This window comes from Erwinia sp. MYb375 (assembly GCF_037479175.1).
GTDB classification, from domain to species: domain Bacteria; phylum Pseudomonadota; class Gammaproteobacteria; order Enterobacterales; family Enterobacteriaceae; genus Erwinia; species Erwinia rhapontici.
In genome coordinates this window covers 63985-82484 of the sequence record NZ_JBBGZS010000023.1, presented here as the reverse complement: position 1 = coordinate 82484, position 18500 = coordinate 63985, and the positions used below count along the sequence as shown (strand labels likewise).

Sequence of the window (18500 nt, the reverse complement as noted above, 5' to 3'; positions counted from 1 at the left end):
CTATCACCGTTCAGCCGTCATCCCAGACGGCTGGCAATCAGGCGCAGCTGTTCGGCAATCTGTTTTAAATCCTGCTGCTGCTGACCGGCCGCTGACGTTGAGCTGCGCACCACCAGACGTGCGGGCAGAATGGAGGATGAGCGGCTGTGGTCATCATCGCTGGCCTGCAAAATACGCTGCACCGCCTCTTTTCCCTGTAAGTCCAGGTCCAGCGACACCGTGGTCAGCGACGGATGGAAAAACGCGCTCTCATACGTGTCATCATACCCCACTACGGACACCTGCCCCGGCACGGTTACGCCCTGCTGATGCAAGGCACTCAGCACGCCCAAAGCCATCTGATCGTTCCCCACCAGCAGCGCACTGAAGTGCGGATTTTCACGCAGCAGCTGTAAGATGCCGCTGTAGCCGCTCTGCGCATCCCAGTTGCCGTGAATGACGCTCACCGGGGCCAGCCGGTAGCTCTCCAGTGTCTCCAGCCAGCTCCTGAGCCGCAGCCGCGCCGAAACGGAGTGCGCTGGCCCCGCCAGCAGCGCAAACTCACGGTGCCCCTGCTCATAGAGGTATTTGACGCTGGCCCGGGTGCCATCCGCCGGGTTAAACGAAACGTTAAACACCGAACAATAAGGGTCGACGTCCAGGAACAGGCAAATAATGTCCTGGTTCTCTTCGACGATTCGCTCGGCACAGGCGGTATCCAGCGGGACGTTAATAATCACTTTGTCGACCAGCTGCGATTTCAGCTCGTTGATCGACTCCTGCAAACTTTGATTGACGTTCTCATCGATCATGGCGATCAGCACCTGATACTCCGCCGCGTTGGCGTAGCGCTTAATCGCCGCCGCCACCTGAGAAGGGGCATGGAGGGCCAGAGACGTGGTCACCAGACCCAGCGTGGTGCTCTGTTTTCCCACCAGCTGTTGCGCCAGCCGGTTAGGCACATAGCGCAGTTCCTCTATCGCCTTTGTCACCTTGCTGCGCGTACCTTCCGAAACGTTCGCAGACTTATTCAGCACCCGGGAAACCGTTTGATAAGACACCCCAGCGCGACGGGCGACATCTTCCAAGGTGGCACTCTTTGATTTCATGGTTCGCTTCCCTGTTTACAGATGGCCGGATTGTATCACAGTGCAAATGACGTTCAGGTTAAGTCGGTCACACTGTCAAAAACCCACAGTAAAGTCAGACGTTCACATACATAATTCGGTGATCAACTTCACCAATCGTTACAAATAACGGGCAAATACTTGCACTAAATCACACAATTTCGTTACTCCAATTGCTTCACGTTCATCGTGAGGCGTTTACTGTCGCCATCGTGTGAACGTATGACAAATATAAACAGAGGGTGACATGAACACAAGACTGACAGCGACCGCTGTGGCACTTGCCGCAGCACTGACTTCTCCTGCATTCGCAGCCATCGACAACATTGATTTCCACGGCTATCTGCGCGGCGGTGTGGGCGTTTCGCGTGACGGAGGCATGGAAGAGTGGCAGAAAAATAAGATTGGTCGTCTGGGTAACGAAGCCGATACCTACGGTGAAATCGAACTGGGCAGCGAAGTGTACAAAAAGGATGACGTCAGTTTCTATGTCGACTCAATGGTCAGCATGTTTTCCGACGGCTCCAACGATAATGAAACCACCTTCGGCGACGACGCCCAGTTCGGGCTGCGTCAGCTCAACCTGCAAATCAAAGGCCTGATCCCCGGGGATAAAAACGCCGTCATCTGGGGCGGTAAACGTTACTACCAGCGCCATGACCTGCATATCATTGATACTAAATACTGGAATATCTCCGGCTCCGGTGCCGGTATTGAAAACTACACCTTTGGCCCTGGCGCCGTCTCCGTCGCCTGGATACGCGGTGATGCCAACGATGTTGACTACCGTGCCGACGGCGATAACGACGTGAATATCAACTACCTCGATGTCCGTTACGCTGGCTGGAAGCCGTGGAATGGCGCATGGACAGAGTTCGGTGTGGACTACGCCATGCCGAACCCGACCAACAAACAGAAAGAGTACGGCGAACTGTATGACGCAGATAACGGCGTGATGGTCACCGGGGAAATCAGCCAGGATATGTGGGGCGGCTATCAGAAACTGGTGCTGCAATACGCCAACAAAGGGCTGGCGCAGAATATGATCTCGCAGGGCGGCGGCTGGTATGACATGTGGAACGATACCCGTGATGCCAAAGGCTATCGCGTGATCAACACCGGCCTGCTGCCGATCACTGACCGCCTGTCGCTGAATCAGGTCGTGACCTGGGGTTCCGCCGATAACGTCACCGCGTTCACCGATAAAAGTACCCTGCTCTCCCTGGTCGGGCGCGCCCAGTACCAGTTTACCGACTATGTGCGCGGTATCGGTGAAGCCGGGACGTTTATGCAGAAAGACCATAATAAAGACGGCAGCGACTACAAACAGGCCGGGCAGAAATATACCCTCGCGCTGGGCCTGGCCGCGGGTCCCGAATTTATGTCACGCCCGGAACTGCGTATCTTCACCTCTTACCTGAATGATTCCGAGCAGGGGAACAGCTTCCAGGACGGCACGGCCAGCAACACCTGGAACTTTGGTGTGCAGGTTGAAGCCTGGTGGTAATGCCCTGATCAACGCCTTCATCATCATTGGATAAGCACTGGATCGTTAATTTGGATAACCGTCACCGGTTATCCATTTTTTTATGGCTGACGGAAATAGTGTGCTTCCATCAGCTGACGCAGACGGTCAGAGCGCGTGCCAAAAATAGCATGCACTTCATGGCCCAGAATCACCACTCCCGTTGCCCCTGCCTGCTGTAACCCACTGGCATTCACCGCCGCCACCGATTTCACCGTGACGCGTAACCGCGTGAGGCAGGCATCCACCTGCACGATATTCTCGCGCCCGCCAAAGCAGCCCATTAACTGATCCAGCAGCGCACACTCCGCCGCGTCGGCTTCCTCCGGGGTTTCCTGCCGGCTGAAGTAATGCTTAAACGATTTCAGACTGACCATATACCTCTCCTTTCAGACATAAAAAAAGCGGGCTTGCGCCCGCTGGTGAACAGCTGTTTACAGCGGCGCGCGCAGCACGCGGCAGCCCCACGGCGGCACGGTCTGCTCGCCGGAGAGCGGCACACCGTCAATCAGATCGCTGATCCCCGCAGGCAGCGTGACCGTCTGCGTCTGCGCCGTGAAGTTTTGCAGGAAGATAAAGCTGGACTCGCCGTCGGTGCGGCGATGCGCGGTCACCCCCGGGGGCAGGTCTACCGCCAGCGCACGTGGCAGCGCCAGCCTGGCAATCAGTGCACCGTAGAAATCCCGATGGAAAGCCTGGTCATTACGTGAGGCGATATACCAGGCCTGCCCGGCGCCCACGGCGTTAACGGTGACCGCGGGTTGGCCGGCATAAAAATCGCTTTGGTAAACGGCCAGCGCGGTTGCCCCTTCCAGATGAATATGTTCGCACAGCTCACGGGCCTGATAGCTGCCGCGCAGGCCCAGCATGTTGCCTTCGACAGCACATACGCCGTTGGTTTCGTCGTCCGTCAGGCTGTCGATCTCTTCCGCCCAGATCCCCAGCAGCGGCCGCAGCGGCCCCGGGAAACCGCCCAGATGGCAGAGGTCGCTTTCATTGACCACGCCCGTCCAGTAGCTGGCGACAAACTGCCCGCCCTGGCGCAGATGTTGCTCCACGCGGGCGGCAAAGCCGTCGCGCACCATATACAGCATCGGGGCGATCACCAGCGCATACCCGCTGAGGTCAACATCGGCATTGATCACGTCTACCGCCACGCCCTGCTCCCAGAACGTGCGGTAGTGTTCGGCCACCGTGCGCTCATAGTGCAGGCCGGTATTGCGCGGCCCCTGGGCATTGTCCATCGCCCAGCGGCTTTCCCAGTCGAAAACAATCGCCACTTTCGCGTCAACGCGGCTCCCCTGCACCGGGGTCATGGCTGCCAGCATCCGCCCCAGTTCGCTGACCTCGCGGCCAATACGGGTATCCAGATGCCCGACGTGGTCAATCACCGCGCCGTGGAATTTCTCCACCGAGCCGCGGCTTTTTCGCCACTGGAAATACTGCACCGCATCCGCCCCATGGGCCACGGCCTGCAATGAGGAGAGAATGTGCATCCCCGGTTTTTTCAGCTTGCTGGTGGGCTGCCAGTTGGTCGCCCCCGGCGTCGACTCCATCAGCACAAACGGTTGCCCCTGTTTCAGGGTGCGCATCAGGTCGTGATACATGGCGGTATAACAGGCCAGCGTGGTTTCATCCTGCTCGTTATGCCAGGTGGGGTAGCTGTCCCAGGAGATAAAATCGAGCGGCTGCGACAGCTTCCAGTAATCGTAGTCGTAGAAATACTCCATAAAGTTGGTGGTGGCAGGCAGGTCCGGGTTGGCCGCTTTCAGCGGTTTGATCTCTTCGGTACAGAAGTCGGTGACCTGATCGGTCATAAAGCGCCGCCAGTCGAGATTCAGCCCGTGAATCGACATTTCACCCTGCGGTGCAGGGGAAACCACCTGCGACCAGTCGCTGTAGGTATGGCTCCAGAAATCACTCCACCAGGCGTGGTTAAGCTGCTCCAGGGTGCCGTAGCGGCGCTGCAACCAGCCACGAAAGGCCTGCTGGCACTGCCCGCAGTGGCACTCGCCGCCGTATTCGTTGGAAATATGCCAGCCGATCACCGCCGGATGGTGCGCATAGCGCGCCGCCAGCTGGCTGTTGATCGCCCGAACTTTTTGCCGGTACAGCGGCGAGGTCATGCAGTGATTATGCCGCCCGCCGTGCAGCGCAGGCACGCGATCGCGCCCGGTGCGCAACACTTCCGGATACTTTTGCGACATCCACGCCGGGCGCGCGCCGCTGGGCGTGGCCAGAAACACCCGAATCGACCGCTGATGCAGTTTTTCAATCACGTCATCCAGCCAGCCGAAGTCATAGCACCCCTCTTCCGGCTCCAGTTTCGCCCAGCTGAAGATGCCAACCGACATCACATTGCAGTTCGCCTGCTGCATCATCGCAACGTCATCATCAATGATGCCCGGGGTATGTTGCCACTGTTCCGGGTTGTAATCCGCGCCGTGCAGCAGCGTGTTGACCCCGGCAAAGAGCGGTGGAAATCTAGTCATTGCGGTTCCTCTGAGGTGTCAGTGACACCGGCCCTCAGGCCTGTAAATTAATGAAATACCTGAATTGACGGCAGCACTTTTCCCTGGCAGTCAAACAGCGCCTGGTTTTCACGGGCGTTGCCCTGCTTCCACTCGTCGTGGATATACTTCATGCCTTCCGGCGTCGCCCAGGTGTTACCCGGCACGGCAATCCACGTCGGTTCCCAGTAGACCACGCCCTTACCGCGGTGATTCGGCACCGCCAGCACCGCCTGCATCAGGTCGTGCAGATAGGCCGCCTGCCCCTCAACGGTGGCCGGGTAGCCGCCGTCGTTGTCTTCCTTCGCCTGGAAACTGTTTTCGGCGCTGTCGCAGTTTTTCAGCGTGTATGCATAGGCCGCTTCCACCACCATCACGTCTTTCTGATAGCGCTGGCTGATATCGTCCATATTGGCTTTCAGGGCGCTTATCGGGCCGTTCCAGTAGGTGTACATCGACAGACCAATCACATCGAACGGCACCTGACGGCGGGTAATCTCATCGAACCACCAGCGGAACATGTCATTTTTGGTGCCTTCAGCCAGGTGCAGCATGATTTTGACCTGGCCCGGATCGCTGAGGTTTTCCCGCACGCCCGAGATGCCCGCTTTCAGCAGGCCCGCCAGACGGTCAAACTCCCCACCGTTCTGCCCCCAGCTTTTCCCTTCCGGCCACAGCATGCCGCCGTTCAGCTCGTTGCCAATCTGGACGATATCCGGCAGCACGCCCTCGGCTTTGAAGCGGGCAAGGGTGTCGCGGGTGTAGTCATGCACGCGCGTTTCCAGCTGCGGGAAAGTCAGTTTTTCCCAGGCTTTCGGCTTGAACTGCTTACCCGGGTCGGTCCAGAAATCACTGTAGTGGAGGTCCAGCAGGATCTGCATCCCGGCGGCTTTGGCACGTTTCGCCAGCGCCAGGGTAGTGGGCAGGTCGTTGGTGCCACCGCCGTAGGCTTTGCCGTTGCTGTCATAGGGGTCCACCCACAGGCGCAGGCGAATAGTATTGATGCCGTTGGCTTTCAGGATGGCAATCGGGTCCTGTAGCTGGTGATGGGCGTTGTAAAATTTCACCCCCTGCTTTTCCAGTTCCGGCAGCGTGGAGATATCAGCCCCTTTGACAAAATCGGCCGGCACCGGGCCGATGGGACGAATAACGTCCGGATTTGCGGCGAAGAGAGGCGTCGCCCAGGCCATTGCCAGGGCGAGTAACAGCGTTTTAGGTGTCATGGTTTATCCCTTTGTACTTCCTGAGGTCAGGCCGGAAACGAAGTATTTTTGCAGCGCCAGATAGAGCACGGCGACCGGTACGGCAATCAGCACCGCCCCGGCGGCGTAAGTGGTATAGCTGGCCCCCATTTTCTGCGAGACCAGGTTGTACAACCCGATCGGCAGTGTGAACTGATCCGGGCTGCGCAGAATGGTGCTGGAAAGAATGAAGTCCCCCAGCGGGCCGGTGAAGGAGAACAGCGCCACCACCGCCAGAATGGGCTTCGAAAGTGGCATGATGATCTCAATAAAGACGCGGAAATTCCCTGCCCCGTCCATGCGCGCCGATTCATCCAGGTCCTTTGGAATGGCGTCCAGATATCCCTTCATCAGGTAGGTGTTCATCGGGATCATGCCGCCGACGTAGATCAGCACCAGCGCCAGGTGGCTGTTGATTAAGCCCAGCAACTGCGACAGCACAAAGATGGCAATCAGTGCCGAGAACTGCGGGATCATCTGCAACAGCAGAAACAGCATCAGACCGTTCTGCCGCCCCTTAAAGCGAAAGCGCGAGAACGCATACGCGGTGCAGCTCACGCTGATTAAGGTCAGCACCATGGTAAAGAAACTGATTTTCATCGAGTTCCAGTACCACGTCAGGTACGGCACCGTGCCGTTAAACAGGTCGCGGTAGTGCTGTAACGATGCGTTCTCCGGAATAATCGAACTACTCAGCAGGCTGTTGCCCGCGTTCAGCGACGCCCCGACCGTCCACACCAGCGGGTAGATAATGATGGTCGAGACCACCAGAACCACCAGCCAGGTGAGCGACAGGCGCAGCCATTTTTCACGTTTAATACTGACTGACTTCGCCATAACGGTTCCCTTACGCCATCTCATCTTGTTTAAACGATTTGGTGGCGCGGAACTGCCACAGCGCCAGACCGACCACAAAGATCGACAGCAAAATCGTAATGGTTGCGGCAATCGCATACTGCGATGACGACATGGTCAGCTTGTAGATCCACGACACCAGAATGTCGGTGCCGCCTGCGTTTGACCCCGCCACCGCCGGACCACCGTTGTTAAACAGGTAGATAATGTTGAAGTTGTTAAAGTTGAAGGTGTACTGCGTGATGATGATGGGCGCAATGGCGTACATCACCAGCGGCAGAGTGATGGTTTTCAGACGCGTCCAGGGTCCGGCACCGTCCATCATCGCGGCTTCATACAGATCGTCAGGGATCGCCTGCAATACGCCGGTGGTCATGGCGAACACAAACGGGAAGCCCAGCCAGGTCTGCATCATAATCAGCGCGGTTTTGGTCCAGAACGGATCGGTCATCCATGCTTTCGGCGCAATGCCGAAGAAGTCGAGGATCGCATTGTTAATCACGCCAAAACTGTCGTTAAACATGCCAGCAAACACCAGGATAGTGACGAAGCCTGGCACCGCCCACGGCAGGATAAAAATAGTGCGGATCAGCGGTTTAAAACGCAGGTCTTTCTGATTCACCAGAATCGCCAGCATCACCCCCACCGAACATTGCAGCGTGGTGGCCAGCAGAGTCCAGACCACGGTCCATTGCAGCACGTCGAAAAAGGTCGAGCGCCAGATCGACAGGGTGAAGATATTGACGAAGTTTTTCAGCCCCACCCAATCCACCAGCTTCGCGGGCGGCGTGTGGTAGAGGTTATAGTTGGTAAAGGCGATGGCGAACCCAAACAGGATCGGGAACACCACCACAAACACCAGCAGGAAAAACCCCGGCGTGATCATCAGGTACGGGAAGCCCTCCCGCAGCAGCAGCTGGTACTGCTTACGCACCCCGTGCAGCGGTTTGCCTTCGTCACGACGGCAGCCGTTCAGCCAGGCATCGCGCAGCGACAGTCCCCATATCGTCAGGCCAAAGGCGATAATCAGGACGCTGATAATGCCCTCTGCCAGCAAAAAGATGGAGTTATCGCGGGGGACTTCTTCCCCCAGCGTTGCCAGTCCCCACAGCCCGTGCTGGAGGAAGTTATGAAACACACCGTAAAAGCTGGTCAACAGGATCAGATAGCAGAGCCCTTTTGCCCACTGGCGGTGGTAAAACTGGCCAAAACCGGGTAACAGCGCCAGCAGCACGCCTGCCAGAGCATGCTGGCGTGGGCGCTTGTGCAGCGTCAGTTTTTCACTGGGGGAAATCATCACAGCCTTTTCCTTATTTATTCAAACCGCCGGCGGCAGGGGCTTACTGGTTGCTGGCCTGCATCGCTTCAATCTGCATGACAATCTGCTTCACCGCATTATCCAGTGCGACCTTAGGCTCCTGCTTGCCCGTCACGCTCAGTTCCAGTGCCGCATTGGCCGGGCCCCACACTTCCTGCATCTCGGGTACGCCCGGCATCGCTACGGCCCGTGCCGCCTGCACTGCCACCGCATTGGCCTTCTCATCGTTTTTAATCAGCGGATCGTTCATCAGGGCGACGACTGGCGGAATTTCCTGCGTTTTCTGGAAGCGCTCTTTCACATACTGCGGCTGGTTAATAAACTGGATAAACTGCTGCGCCAGCGTTTTATCTTTGCTCCAGGTGGACACCACATAGCCTTTTACGCCGAGGAATGAGCTCATGGGTTTGCCGTTAGGCAGCTCAGGCAACGGCGCCACGCCATAGTTGATGCCTGCCGCCTGGTAAGGCTGGAATGCCCAGGGACCGTTGATCACCGCTGCCGCTTTTTTCTCAGTAAACAGAGAGTCGATGGCGTTCAGACCGTTGTCACCGAGGATGCCGCTGGGCAGCAGCCCCTGGGTGAAGAAACTCTTGAGATAGCTGACCGCGTCTACGCTGCCCGGTGTGTTCAGCCCGATGTCCAGGGTGTTGAGCCCGCCCTTGCCGTCCTGGCCAAAGATATAACCGCCCATCGGGGCGATAGCCCCCCAGCTGTAATAAATCTGGTCAAATTTTGCCAGCAGGCCATACTGCTTCACTGCGCGCTGCTTCTGCGAGAAGGCGCGGTACTCATCCAGCGTTTTCAACGGCTGCGGCAGCAGGTCTTTGTTATAAATCAGCACCAGGGTTTCAACGGCTTTTGGCACGCCATACACCACTTTATTCTGAATAAACGCGGCCATCGCTGATGGGGTATAGGCCGCCTGCTGTGTTGCATCGAGGGCCAGCGGTGACAGCAGTCCCTGCACCACTGCGCTGCCCAACTGGTCATTAGGGATCACCAGCACGTCCGGGCCAATTCCCGCCGGGCCATCAAGACGCAGCTTCTCTATCTGCTGGGCAAACGGCATTTCCTGCACTTTGACTTCAACATTGTATTGCTTCTGGAAATCAGCAATCGCCGTTTTGATACCTTCGGATTTTTTAATATCTTCCCAGACGGTAAGTTGCTGCGCTGCGTGTGCAGCCTGCCCCAGAGCCAGAGCAGACAGAAGCAGAGTGATGCCGGTTTTGACTTTCATTGCTGACCTCATGTGAAGGTATAACATTTAACTGTTTTTCAATCCGCTGAATTTCTGACCTACACATCGCAAGCCCCATATAACGTAACTTGCAGAAGAGAAAGTATCACAGCGCGTCGATGTCATACGCTACGCGGAACAGCGTCACTCCTCCACCCTGTTCTCGCTAATATGTGATCGATATTACAGAAATCAAAATCGACTCTAGGGTGCTCTGCATCAGGGGTTTATAGTCACGCCAGACGCCACAAGGGTTAGCGTGCCACAAGATAAATTGTAATACGTAATACATTTATTATTTAAATCCCCCTTTCGATGAGGTTCCGCATGTCCAGCATCAGACTGAGAAACGTGTCCAAGCGTTTTGGTAAAACAGAAACGCTCAATAATATTCATCTGGATATTGAAGACGGTGAGTTCACCGTCTTCGTCGGTCCCTCTGGCTGTGGTAAGTCCACCCTTCTGCGGTTGATTGCCGGGCTGGAAGAAGTCAGCGACGGCGAGATCCTGATTGGTGATGCGCTGATGAACGATGTGGCGCCTGCCCATCGCGGCGTGGCAATGGTGTTTCAGTCCTATGCGCTTTATCCGCATATGACGGTGGCTGAAAATATGGGTTACGGACTGAAAGTGAACGGGGTGGCGAAAGAGAAGATCCGCCATCAGGTAGAGATGGTGTCGAAAACTCTGCAACTTTCCCATCTGCTTGAACGCAAACCAAAAGAGCTTTCCGGCGGCCAGCGTCAGCGCGTGGCGATTGGACGGGCCATCGTGCGTAATCCGCAGGTCTTTATGTTTGATGAGCCGCTGTCAAACCTGGACGCCGAGCTGCGCGTCGATATGCGTCTGCATATCGCCAAACTGCACCAGGAGCTGAAAACCACCATGGTGTATGTGACCCACGACCAGATTGAGGCGATGACGCTGGCGGATAAAATCGTGGTGATGAACTACGGCAAGCTGGAGCAGGTGGGGTCCCCCATGGAGCTGTATTACAACCCGGTGAACCGCTTTGTCGCCGGTTTTATTGGTTCACCCAAGATGAATTTCCTGCCTGCACGCGTGCAGCACTGCAGCGATCAGGGGCTGATCGTTACTGTGAATGAGGGGGCGAACACGCTGACGTTGCCTGCACCTGGCCGCCCGTTGCAGCCGGGTGAGGAACTGACGCTGGGTATCCGTCCGGAGCATCTGCGCATCAACAGCGATGCGCCATTACAGCTGGATTTTCACTGTGAGGTGGTCGAGCGGCTGGGTAACAATACCTATCTGTTCGGGCAGATTTACGGCTACGACGGCTTTAAGATGCTGCTGCCGGGTGATGTGCATTTCCGCCCTTATCAGATGCTGCGCCCCGCGTTCTATCCGCACCAGTGCATGGTGTTTGATGGCGACGGGCTGCGCATCAGCGCCGATATCCCCTTACCGCAGGACCCGACGGCCATGACGGGATGACCGGAAAAAAGGGTCTGCCCCCTGAGGGATCCCCACTCCTTTTTTTGTTGCTGGCAGTCTGGCTTCAGGTCCGGGGCCAGTCTGAGCACGCCGGAACGGCAACGACCGCATCCCTGCGGGCCTCGGCACGCGACGTCCTGTCGCGTGACGTCCGGCTTACCTCAAACTGGCCCCATCCCCGCAAAAACTGTGCTTGCTGTCGGTTTTAAAAACCCCACCACTTGACGATCTCTGCGGTTTATTTGAATCAGGATTTTGGGTTTTTGGCGGGTTTGGGTGTGAGTTTTGACCTGGCTTTTGACGTTGAGGCGGCATTCAGCAGCGCTGAGGAAGCACAGTGAACCAGGATGAACCGCCAGGACGGCGGTGAGAGGGAGAGCCGGCACAGGGATGTGCCGTCACGACCGCTCCGTCGGTGAACGACGCTTGCGATGGCACCCGCTGAAAGCGGGCGACGCGCCTGCCGCAAAGCCCGGGTTCCCAGGGCGGCGGCGACTGGCCGCCCTGGGTCGCTCAGCCCGCGCAGCGGGAAAGCGAAACGCCCTTGACGTTGACCTGGACCTGAACCTGAACCTGGACCATCGTGCAGACCCGCGTCACTGGCCGACCCTCTGTTCCCGTTTCATCCGCTGACAATCAGAACCAGGCTTCCCACATCGCACCGACGTTAAAGGAGTCGAGCTGCGTATTATCATCGTTGCCGTTGATACGTGCGGTACGCTTGTTATCCACTTCGCCCCCCGTGACGTAGAAGCGCAGCATCGGACGGAACTCCGGCCCCATATCAATGGAGACGTTCTGCGACAGCGTCAGCTTCCAGCCGTGGTTATCGCCGCCCTGATCGTAATCAACACGCTGATAACCCGCTTCCAGCCAGGTGGAGTGCACATCGTTCCACCAGTACATCGGGCGCACGATTGCCCCGTAGTTGCGGCGGTCATCCGTGTTATCCGCTTTATTCGCGTAGTCGTGGAAGGCCAGCAGATACTCCACCTGCGCCTGCTGCGTGAACTTGTAGTTCCCCTCAAAGCTGGCATAGATCGCCGTCAGCTCGTCGGTTTTATTAAACACGCTGTTATCAGCGTTGTTGGAGTAACGGGTGATCACTTTGTTCACGCCGTTTTCGCCCGTGTGGCTCAGGACCACACCGCCCTGCCAGGCTTTCAGACGCTCTTCACTTTCCACCGCCTTGGAATCAAAGCCGTAGTTGGCGTACAACTCCAGATCCAGCGGGCCGACCTTCATGCCGTGGATTTTGGAGGTGACCGCATAGTTGCCTTTATCGCCGGTGCCCGAACCGCCGGTACAGCTGATGCGTGACGGGTTGCCACCGTCGTCCATCACTTCAGGATTACAGGACTCTACAGCGGCTACTGTCGCCACATCAAACTTCACGCCGCCGAGTTCGAAGTTTTTCACCCCCGCACCCTGCCCATCATGGTTCATCCAGAAGTAGTCGTTAATCCCCTGCTGTGGACGCTGGTGGAAATCACGTCCGGCCCACAGATACGCATTGGGGTTCGACTCAAACAGATTCGTGACGCCCGCGTAGGCTTTTTTGAGGTTAACCTCATCGCCCCAGTGATCGATCATCACGTTAACGTCCCAGATCGCGCCGTTATCGCCTCTAAAGGCTTTGGAAAGCTGGAACTCACCGCCGTTGCCTTCATTGCCCAGACGGCCTATCGCAGAAGAACCATTATAGGAACCGTCGACGCCGACAAACTTCTGGTCCCCCCCCTGGAACTGTGCACCGTAGCGAGCGTAGCCCGTGAACTGCACGCCAAACGGAATTGCCTTGTCAGGCGACTGTGCCGTAGTTTGTGGCTCAGTGATCACATCCGCTTTTTTAGCCATGGCACTGTCGGCTTTGGCCTGACGTTCTGCCAGGGCTTTATCGACGGCAGTGTCTATTTTGACCTGACGTTCGGCTAACGCTTTATCCACGGCTCGCGCCACGATGGCGTCAATTTGTGCCTGTGTAAATTCTTGTGCAACGACGGATCCAGAACAAAGGGCTGCCATGACCGCCAGCGTCACGGGCAATTTTTTAAATATTTTCATGATTATCTCAATATTACCCAGCCGCCGTCTTTGCGCGTCACAATGCCGCGCAAAGACGTGTGCGTGAGCGATGTTATTTTGGATAATAACTGTCTTGTTATGGTTTAAATAATACCAACCCCACTACCATAACCAGCAGTTTATTTTATAATACACAGAGGTAAAGACGGATTAATATAGTCTGGTAATTAATTTCCTCACTGAATATTTGTTTCTATCGTTGATAGAGATGGATAATTTCTTCGGATAATTCACGGGCCAGTAAGGAGGTCATCAGATGATCCTGCGCATGCACCATAATCAAGGTCATCGGCTGCCGGGCTTCACCGGCATCCTGCTCGATCAGTTTGGTTTGCATCTGATGGGCCTGCCGCGAAAAGCCATCTGCTTCCTGCAACAGGGCTTTCGCCCGGGTAATATCACCGCCACGTGCGGCATGCAGGGCTTCAAAGCACAGGCTGCGCGACTGTCCGGCGTTGACGATGATCTCCATCACCGCCTCTTCTAAATCAATCATCATTATCCCCTTCTTCATTAAATCCATGACGGGCGGCGGTGCGGGCAAACCACTCTCCGCTTTTTTTCACCGTGCGCTGCTGCGTCGCTAAATCAAGCTGTACGAAGCCATAGCGATTTTTATAGCCGTTGCACCATGACCAGTTATCAATAAAAGTCCACATGTGATAACCGAGGCAATGACTCCCTTCACTGATACCTTTATGCAGCCACTTCAGATGCTCAGAAACAAATTCAATGCGGTAGTCGTCATTAATCTGGCCGTCATCAACAAATCGTTGTTCATTTTCCACGCCCATACCGTTCTCGGAAATAAAACAGCGCGGGTTACCATAATTCACGCGTAAATTAGTCAGAATATCGTAAATACCCGGTTCGTAGATTTCCCAACCGCGATACGGATTCATTTTACGACCGGGCATCTCGTAATTATCAAATAACCACTCGGGCATAAATGGTGATTGCAGATTCACGGCGCTGTCCCGGCACTTTACGCGGCGCGGCTGGTAATAGTTAATCCCCAACAGGTCGATCTTGCCCTCCGCGATCAATGCCCGGTCTTCGGGCTGGCAAACCGGGAGCTGATCGTAGCTTTGCAGCAGGACCATCAGATCGGCCGGATACTCGCCGCGCAACACCGGGTCAAGGAAGCTGCGGTTAAACAGCAGGTCGGCATGGTGGGCCGCTTTCACATCCGCCGGGTTCTGCGAGCGTGGATAGGACGGCGTCAGATTCAGCACAATGCCTATTTCCCCCGGGTAGTGCCCGGCACGAAACGCCCGCACCGCCTGCGCATGGGCCAGCACCGTGTGGTATGCAGCGGTGGCTGCCCGCTTAAAGTCCACCACGTTCGGGTAATGGAAGTCGTAAAGATACCCCCCTTCCACCGGGACAATCGGCTCGTTGAAGGTGAACCAGTGCAACACGCGATCACCGAACAACTCAAAACAAAGGTTCGCATAGCGACTGAAAGCCGCCACCACTTCACGGCTTTCCCAGCCGCCCTGCCGCTGCATCGCCATCGGCATATCAAAATGGAACAGGGTGATAAATGGCTGGATCCCCTGCGCCAGCAGTTCATCAATCACGTTGTTATAGAACGCCACCGCTTGTGGATTAACCTCTCCCGTGCCGTCCGGTATCAGGCGGGACCAGCTTAATGACGTACGGAAACTGTTGTGGTTGAGCTGCTTCAGCAGGGCAATATCCTCACGCCAGTGCTGGTAAAAGGTCGAGGTATCCTGCGGCCCCACCTGCTGGTGAAAACGCGTTGGCTGTTGGCGGTACCAGGCATCCCAGGTGGTTTCACCACGGGCGGGCTGGCTTTCCCCTTCGGTTTGCAGCGCAGAGCTGGCGCTGCCCCACCAGAAGTCTTCGGGAAATTGATATTTCATCGTTGTGTTCTCCATGATGTTCAGTTGCTGCTGACGGTGCCGCTTAACGGTGCGCTGGCCTGGGCTTTCTGCTCTTCGGTTTTCATTAACGAGCGCTCATAGGCACGCAGGAATGGCAGGTACATCAGGGCCGACATCACCATACAAATCAGGCACATGACTACCGGACTGAATGCCCAGTTAGCGGCCCAGGACGCCCCTATCGGCGCGGGTGTGGTCCAGGGGGTGAGCGACACCACCTGTGCCAGCCAGCCCAGTTTGGTCGCGCCATACGCCAGGCAGGCGTTGATCATCGGCACGCAGATAAACGGGATGAACAGCATCGGGTTCATGATGATCGGTGCACCAAACAGGATGGGTTCATTGATATTGAAGAAGCTGGGCACCACGCCCATTTTGCCGATGGTACGCAGATGAGTCACGCGGCTGCGCAACAGCAGGAAAGCCAGAGGCAGTGTTGAACCCACCCCGCCGATCAGCAGGTAGTGATCCCAGAAGCCCTGTAAATAGATATGCGGTAACGCGGCTCCGGCGGCCAGCGCAGCCTGGTTGGCCGACAGGTTCGCCATCCAGAACGGGTTCATAATGCCGGTCACAATCAGGGCACCGTGAATACCGGCGAACCAGAAAATCTGGCACAGCAGCACCGACAGCAGGATCGCAGGCAGTGAATCCGATGCCGACACCAGCGGCTCCAGCAGGTGCATAATCGCCTGCGGCATAATCATGCCGGTTTGCGCTTCAATAAACAGATTCAGTGGATGCAGCGTACCCATCACCACCACCACCGGGATCAGGATTTCAAAGGAGCGCGCCACCCCGGTGGGCACTTCTTTTGGCAGGCGGATGGTAATGTTGTTCTGCTTCAGCCAGGCATAGACGCGCGTCGAGTAGATCGCGGTGATCAACGCGGTGAAAATGCCCTGCCCGGAGAGATACTGCGTGGAGATATGACCATCGGCATACGGTGCCGCCACCAGCAAAAACGCCATAAACGCCAGCAGACCGGACATCACCGGGTCAAGATTAAACTGCCGCCCAAGGCTGGCACCAATTCCGACAGAGATGAAGAAGGTCATCACCCCCATGCTCAGATTAAACGGCAGCATCAGCTGTTCGCGGTAAGTCAGTGAAAAATCCAGCCAGCCACGCGCAAAGCTGTTAGTGGTATCCGCTGAGAACGGCGGGAAGATAAACACCAGCATAAACGAACCGATGATCATAAACGGCAGCGCGGCGGTAAAGCCATCGCGGATGGCGATAACGTATTTTTGCTGACCCAGACGCCCCGCCAGCGGGGTGATGGATTGCTCGATAACGGCAATCATTGACTGATATAGCGAACTCATATGAACACCCTTTAGTTTGCTGCGTTAATCAACGACAGCGCGTAGTCCAGCACCTTGTCACCGCGCTGCATGCCGTAGTCCATCGGATCGATGGGCTGAACCGGAATACCCTGCGTGGCAGCCTTTTCTGACAGTGTTTTCAGCATATATTTGACCTGTGGCCCCAGCAGCACCACCTGATAACGGGGAAACTGGGTATCGAACTCTGCGACGCCATACGCCTCAATGTCCACCTCCAGCTCTCTTTCCCTGGCGGCCTCGACCATTTTTCTCACCAGCATGCTGGTGGACATCCCGGCAGAGCAGCACAGCATAATCCTGACCATAATCCGTTATCCTCGAAATGTAATAGAACGTAAATGTGGAAACGATTGGACACCATACGGAAACCGTTTTCCATTTAAGGAAAACAAAAATGTGATACTCATCATAAACGCAGGTGTTAAAGGGTTTTTTCCTGGATTGCCATCACATAAATGCGGTCGATATGGACAGTTTTGAGGTGATATGGAAAATCGGTTTCCATGAAAATGCAAAGCCGCTATACTGGCGGTGGCGATATTTTGCGCCGTTCTTGCGGTATTTTTTGCAGGCTGTTACCGGGTGTCAGGGGAGAAAAATGTCAACAATCAACGATGTATCGCGTTTAGCTGGGGTCTCTAAAGCCACAGTATCACGGGTGTTGAGCGGATCGCGCGGCGTGAAAGAAGCCAGTCGCCTTGCGGTGCTGAAAGCAGCAGAAGAACTCAGCTACCGGCCAAATGTTATCGCGCAATCATTACTGTCGCAGTCGACGGGCTGCATTGGCGTGATCTGTGCGCAGGAGAATATTAATCAGACCACCGGTTATCTCTATGCGCTGGAAAAACACCTCAGCCAGCATCAAAAGCATCTGCTGCTGCGTTTCGCCAACAGCAAAACGGGCGTGATGAATGCGCTGGATGAACTCTCCTGCGGTCTCTGTGATGATGTGTTGATTATCGGCGCACGGTTCCCGCTGAATATTACAGATGACAACGTGATCCTGATTGACTGCGTCGCTGCCGACACGCCAAACAGCATCCAGTTTGACCATGCATTTGCCGCAGAGACCGCCTGTAATTATCTGATCAGCCAGGGCCGCCGTCAGATTGCCCTGATCCACCCGGATGCCAGCGGTCATACCGATCAGGTACTGCTGGGCTATAAGCTGGCGCTGGAAAACAACTTTTTGCCGTTTAACCGCAATCTGGTGTTTATGGATTCCACCACCTCGTCCGTCGCGGTACAGGTGCTGCTGAATAATGCCACTACCGTTAATTTCAACGCCCTGCTGGTGGCTGACGAGCAGGAAGCACAGCGGGTGATTAGCCAGCTGCAGGCGTTTAATAAATCCGTACCGGGTGACATTATGATCTTCAGCCTCGCCGGTTCGCTGGATCTGCCGGGCGTTCCGTCCATTCCTTCCATTGAATACTCCATGGATGCGATGGCGGCACGCATCGTCAGCTGGCTGACGGAGAAAACCCGCGATATGCTTGGCGCATGTGTACTACGCGGGGATTTGATTATTCCGGATGGACGGAAACGCTAGCTCGTTAATGCCTGTCCTGAGAAAGTAAAACAGATAAACCCTATAAATGACACAAAATGTAAAACAACATGAAATAGCGCAATAAGAATAACGAAAGCCCCTCAATATTCGAAAAGAACAAAAAGTGCGTTATTTCCTCAGAAGTAACGCTCATTCCGCCAGCATTACCAATACTCACCCTACAAACCCTCATTAAAACAACATACTGGACACACTGACCGTCCATTTAATCTATTTTAATGAAATCTCCTTACCTGCCGATAAATCTCCTGAAGCCAGACGGTTAACCACGAAAAAGAAAACCCGCCCCTCACCATGATAATTATGTTTAAAATGGACTTAATATGATTA

At 55.6% G+C, this 18500-nt stretch carries 15 protein-coding genes; 3 read left to right on the top strand and 12 right to left on the bottom strand.

Going from position 1 to position 18500, the window contains the following annotated elements; all coding sequences use genetic code 11:
• Positions 1–17: 17 nt before the first annotated feature.
• On the bottom strand, positions 18–1088 hold the full coding sequence (locus WH279_RS13440; RefSeq protein WP_159337015.1) for a LacI family DNA-binding transcriptional regulator: 1071 nt from the start codon (positions 1086–1088) through the stop codon (positions 18–20).
• Between the two features lie 265 nt (positions 1089–1353).
• On the opposite strand from WH279_RS13440, the gene WH279_RS13435 reads away from it, so the two are divergent.
• A complete protein-coding gene (locus WH279_RS13435) occupies positions 1354–2613 on the top strand; it encodes a maltoporin (RefSeq protein ID WP_339457188.1) in 1260 nt (419 codons plus the stop codon).
• An 80-nt stretch (positions 2614–2693) separates the two neighbouring features.
• Here the strand turns inward: WH279_RS13435 and WH279_RS13430 are convergent, their stop codons facing one another.
• Genes WH279_RS13430 through WH279_RS13405 form a run of 6 tightly spaced genes read right to left on the bottom strand, consistent with a single transcriptional unit; the run spans position 2694 to position 9798 of the window.
• Entirely contained in the window at positions 2694–3008 is a 315-nt protein-coding gene (locus tag WH279_RS13430; protein ID WP_133843063.1) for a glucose PTS transporter subunit EIIB, read from the bottom strand.
• A 57-nt stretch (positions 3009–3065) separates the two neighbouring features.
• The gene (locus tag WH279_RS13425; protein ID WP_339457187.1) at positions 3066–5123 is read right to left on the bottom strand and encodes a beta-galactosidase; all 2058 of its coding nucleotides are present in this window, start codon (positions 5121–5123) and stop codon (positions 3066–3068) included.
• Between the two features lie 47 nt (positions 5124–5170).
• Positions 5171–6331, bottom strand: coding sequence for a glycoside hydrolase family 53 protein (locus tag WH279_RS13420; protein WP_445235273.1), 1161 nt, complete (start codon positions 6329–6331; stop codon positions 5171–5173).
• Positions 6332–6367: 36 nt separating this feature from the next.
• The gene (locus tag WH279_RS13415) at positions 6368–7219 is read right to left on the bottom strand and encodes a sugar ABC transporter permease (RefSeq protein WP_159337019.1); all 852 of its coding nucleotides are present in this window, start codon (positions 7217–7219) and stop codon (positions 6368–6370) included.
• A gap of 10 nt (positions 7220–7229) precedes the next feature.
• Positions 7230–8534: a carbohydrate ABC transporter permease gene (locus WH279_RS13410; protein ID WP_159337146.1), complete on the bottom strand. Its 1305-nt coding sequence runs from the start codon at positions 8532–8534 to the stop codon at positions 7230–7232.
• Positions 8535–8577: 43 nt separating this feature from the next.
• Positions 8578–9798 carry an extracellular solute-binding protein gene (locus WH279_RS13405; protein ID WP_339457185.1) on the bottom strand — a complete coding sequence of 407 codons (1221 nt, stop codon included), beginning with the start codon at positions 9796–9798 and terminating at the stop codon, positions 8578–8580.
• A 327-nt stretch (positions 9799–10125) separates the two neighbouring features.
• Here WH279_RS13405 and WH279_RS13400 point away from each other — a divergent pair, with 327 nt between their 5' ends.
• A complete protein-coding gene (locus WH279_RS13400) occupies positions 10126–11253 on the top strand; it encodes an ABC transporter ATP-binding protein (RefSeq protein ID WP_339457184.1) in 1128 nt (375 codons plus the stop codon).
• A 636-nt stretch (positions 11254–11889) separates the two neighbouring features.
• Here the strand turns inward: WH279_RS13400 and WH279_RS13395 are convergent.
• From WH279_RS13395 to WH279_RS13375, 5 genes are all read right to left on the bottom strand, one after another.
• The gene (locus WH279_RS13395) at positions 11890–13317 is read right to left on the bottom strand and encodes a carbohydrate porin (RefSeq protein ID WP_200640271.1); all 1428 of its coding nucleotides are present in this window, start codon (positions 13315–13317) and stop codon (positions 11890–11892) included.
• Between the two features lie 214 nt (positions 13318–13531).
• Positions 13532–13834 (bottom strand): PTS lactose/cellobiose transporter subunit IIA, encoded by a 303-nt coding sequence (locus WH279_RS13390; protein ID WP_133843474.1) that lies wholly within the window; start codon positions 13832–13834, stop codon positions 13532–13534.
• Positions 13827–15227: a glycoside hydrolase family 1 protein gene (locus WH279_RS13385; protein WP_339457181.1), complete on the bottom strand. Its 1401-nt coding sequence runs from the start codon at positions 15225–15227 to the stop codon at positions 13827–13829. The genes WH279_RS13390 and WH279_RS13385 overlap by 8 nt, the downstream gene beginning before the upstream one ends.
• 20 nt (positions 15228–15247) lie before the next feature.
• Positions 15248–16576: a PTS sugar transporter subunit IIC gene (locus tag WH279_RS13380; RefSeq protein WP_133843045.1), complete on the bottom strand. Its 1329-nt coding sequence runs from the start codon at positions 16574–16576 to the stop codon at positions 15248–15250.
• Positions 16577–16587: 11 nt separating this feature from the next.
• Positions 16588–16902 carry a PTS sugar transporter subunit IIB gene (locus WH279_RS13375; protein ID WP_339457178.1) on the bottom strand — a complete coding sequence of 105 codons (315 nt, stop codon included), beginning with the start codon at positions 16900–16902 and terminating at the stop codon, positions 16588–16590.
• A 293-nt stretch (positions 16903–17195) separates the two neighbouring features.
• Here WH279_RS13375 and WH279_RS13370 point away from each other — a divergent pair, with 293 nt between their 5' ends.
• On the top strand, positions 17196–18149 hold the full coding sequence (locus WH279_RS13370) for a LacI family DNA-binding transcriptional regulator (RefSeq protein WP_339457176.1): 954 nt from the start codon (positions 17196–17198) through the stop codon (positions 18147–18149).
• Positions 18150–18500: the final 351 nt, after the last annotated feature.

Coding starts and splice junctions, on each gene's coding strand:
- WH279_RS13415 (WP_159337019.1), bottom strand. CDS start 7,219: ATGGCGAAGTCAGTCAGTATTAAACGTGAAAAATGGCTGCGCCTGTCG.
- WH279_RS13405 (WP_339457185.1), bottom strand. CDS start 9,798: ATGAAAGTCAAAACCGGCATCACTCTGCTTCTGTCTGCTCTGGCTCTG.
- WH279_RS13420 (WP_445235273.1), bottom strand. CDS start 6,331: ATGGCCTGGGCGACGCCTCTCTTCGCCGCAAATCCGGACGTTATTCGT.
- WH279_RS13390 (WP_133843474.1), bottom strand. CDS start 13,834: ATGATTGATTTAGAAGAGGCGGTGATGGAGATCATCGTCAACGCCGGA.
- WH279_RS13435 (WP_339457188.1), top strand. CDS start 1,354: ATGAACACAAGACTGACAGCGACCGCTGTGGCACTTGCCGCAGCACTG.
- WH279_RS13370 (WP_339457176.1), top strand. CDS start 17,196: ATGTCAACAATCAACGATGTATCGCGTTTAGCTGGGGTCTCTAAAGCC.
- WH279_RS13380 (WP_133843045.1), bottom strand. CDS start 16,576: ATGAGTTCGCTATATCAGTCAATGATTGCCGTTATCGAGCAATCCATC.
- WH279_RS13385 (WP_339457181.1), bottom strand. CDS start 15,227: ATGAAATATCAATTTCCCGAAGACTTCTGGTGGGGCAGCGCCAGCTCT.
- WH279_RS13400 (WP_339457184.1), top strand. CDS start 10,126: ATGTCCAGCATCAGACTGAGAAACGTGTCCAAGCGTTTTGGTAAAACA.
- WH279_RS13395 (WP_200640271.1), bottom strand. CDS start 13,317: ATGAAAATATTTAAAAAATTGCCCGTGACGCTGGCGGTCATGGCAGCC.
- WH279_RS13375 (WP_339457178.1), bottom strand. CDS start 16,902: ATGGTCAGGATTATGCTGTGCTGCTCTGCCGGGATGTCCACCAGCATG.
- WH279_RS13440 (WP_159337015.1), bottom strand. CDS start 1,088: ATGAAATCAAAGAGTGCCACCTTGGAAGATGTCGCCCGTCGCGCTGGG.
- WH279_RS13410 (WP_159337146.1), bottom strand. CDS start 8,534: ATGATTTCCCCCAGTGAAAAACTGACGCTGCACAAGCGCCCACGCCAG.
- WH279_RS13425 (WP_339457187.1), bottom strand. CDS start 5,123: ATGACTAGATTTCCACCGCTCTTTGCCGGGGTCAACACGCTGCTGCAC.
- WH279_RS13430 (WP_133843063.1), bottom strand. CDS start 3,008: ATGGTCAGTCTGAAATCGTTTAAGCATTACTTCAGCCGGCAGGAAACC.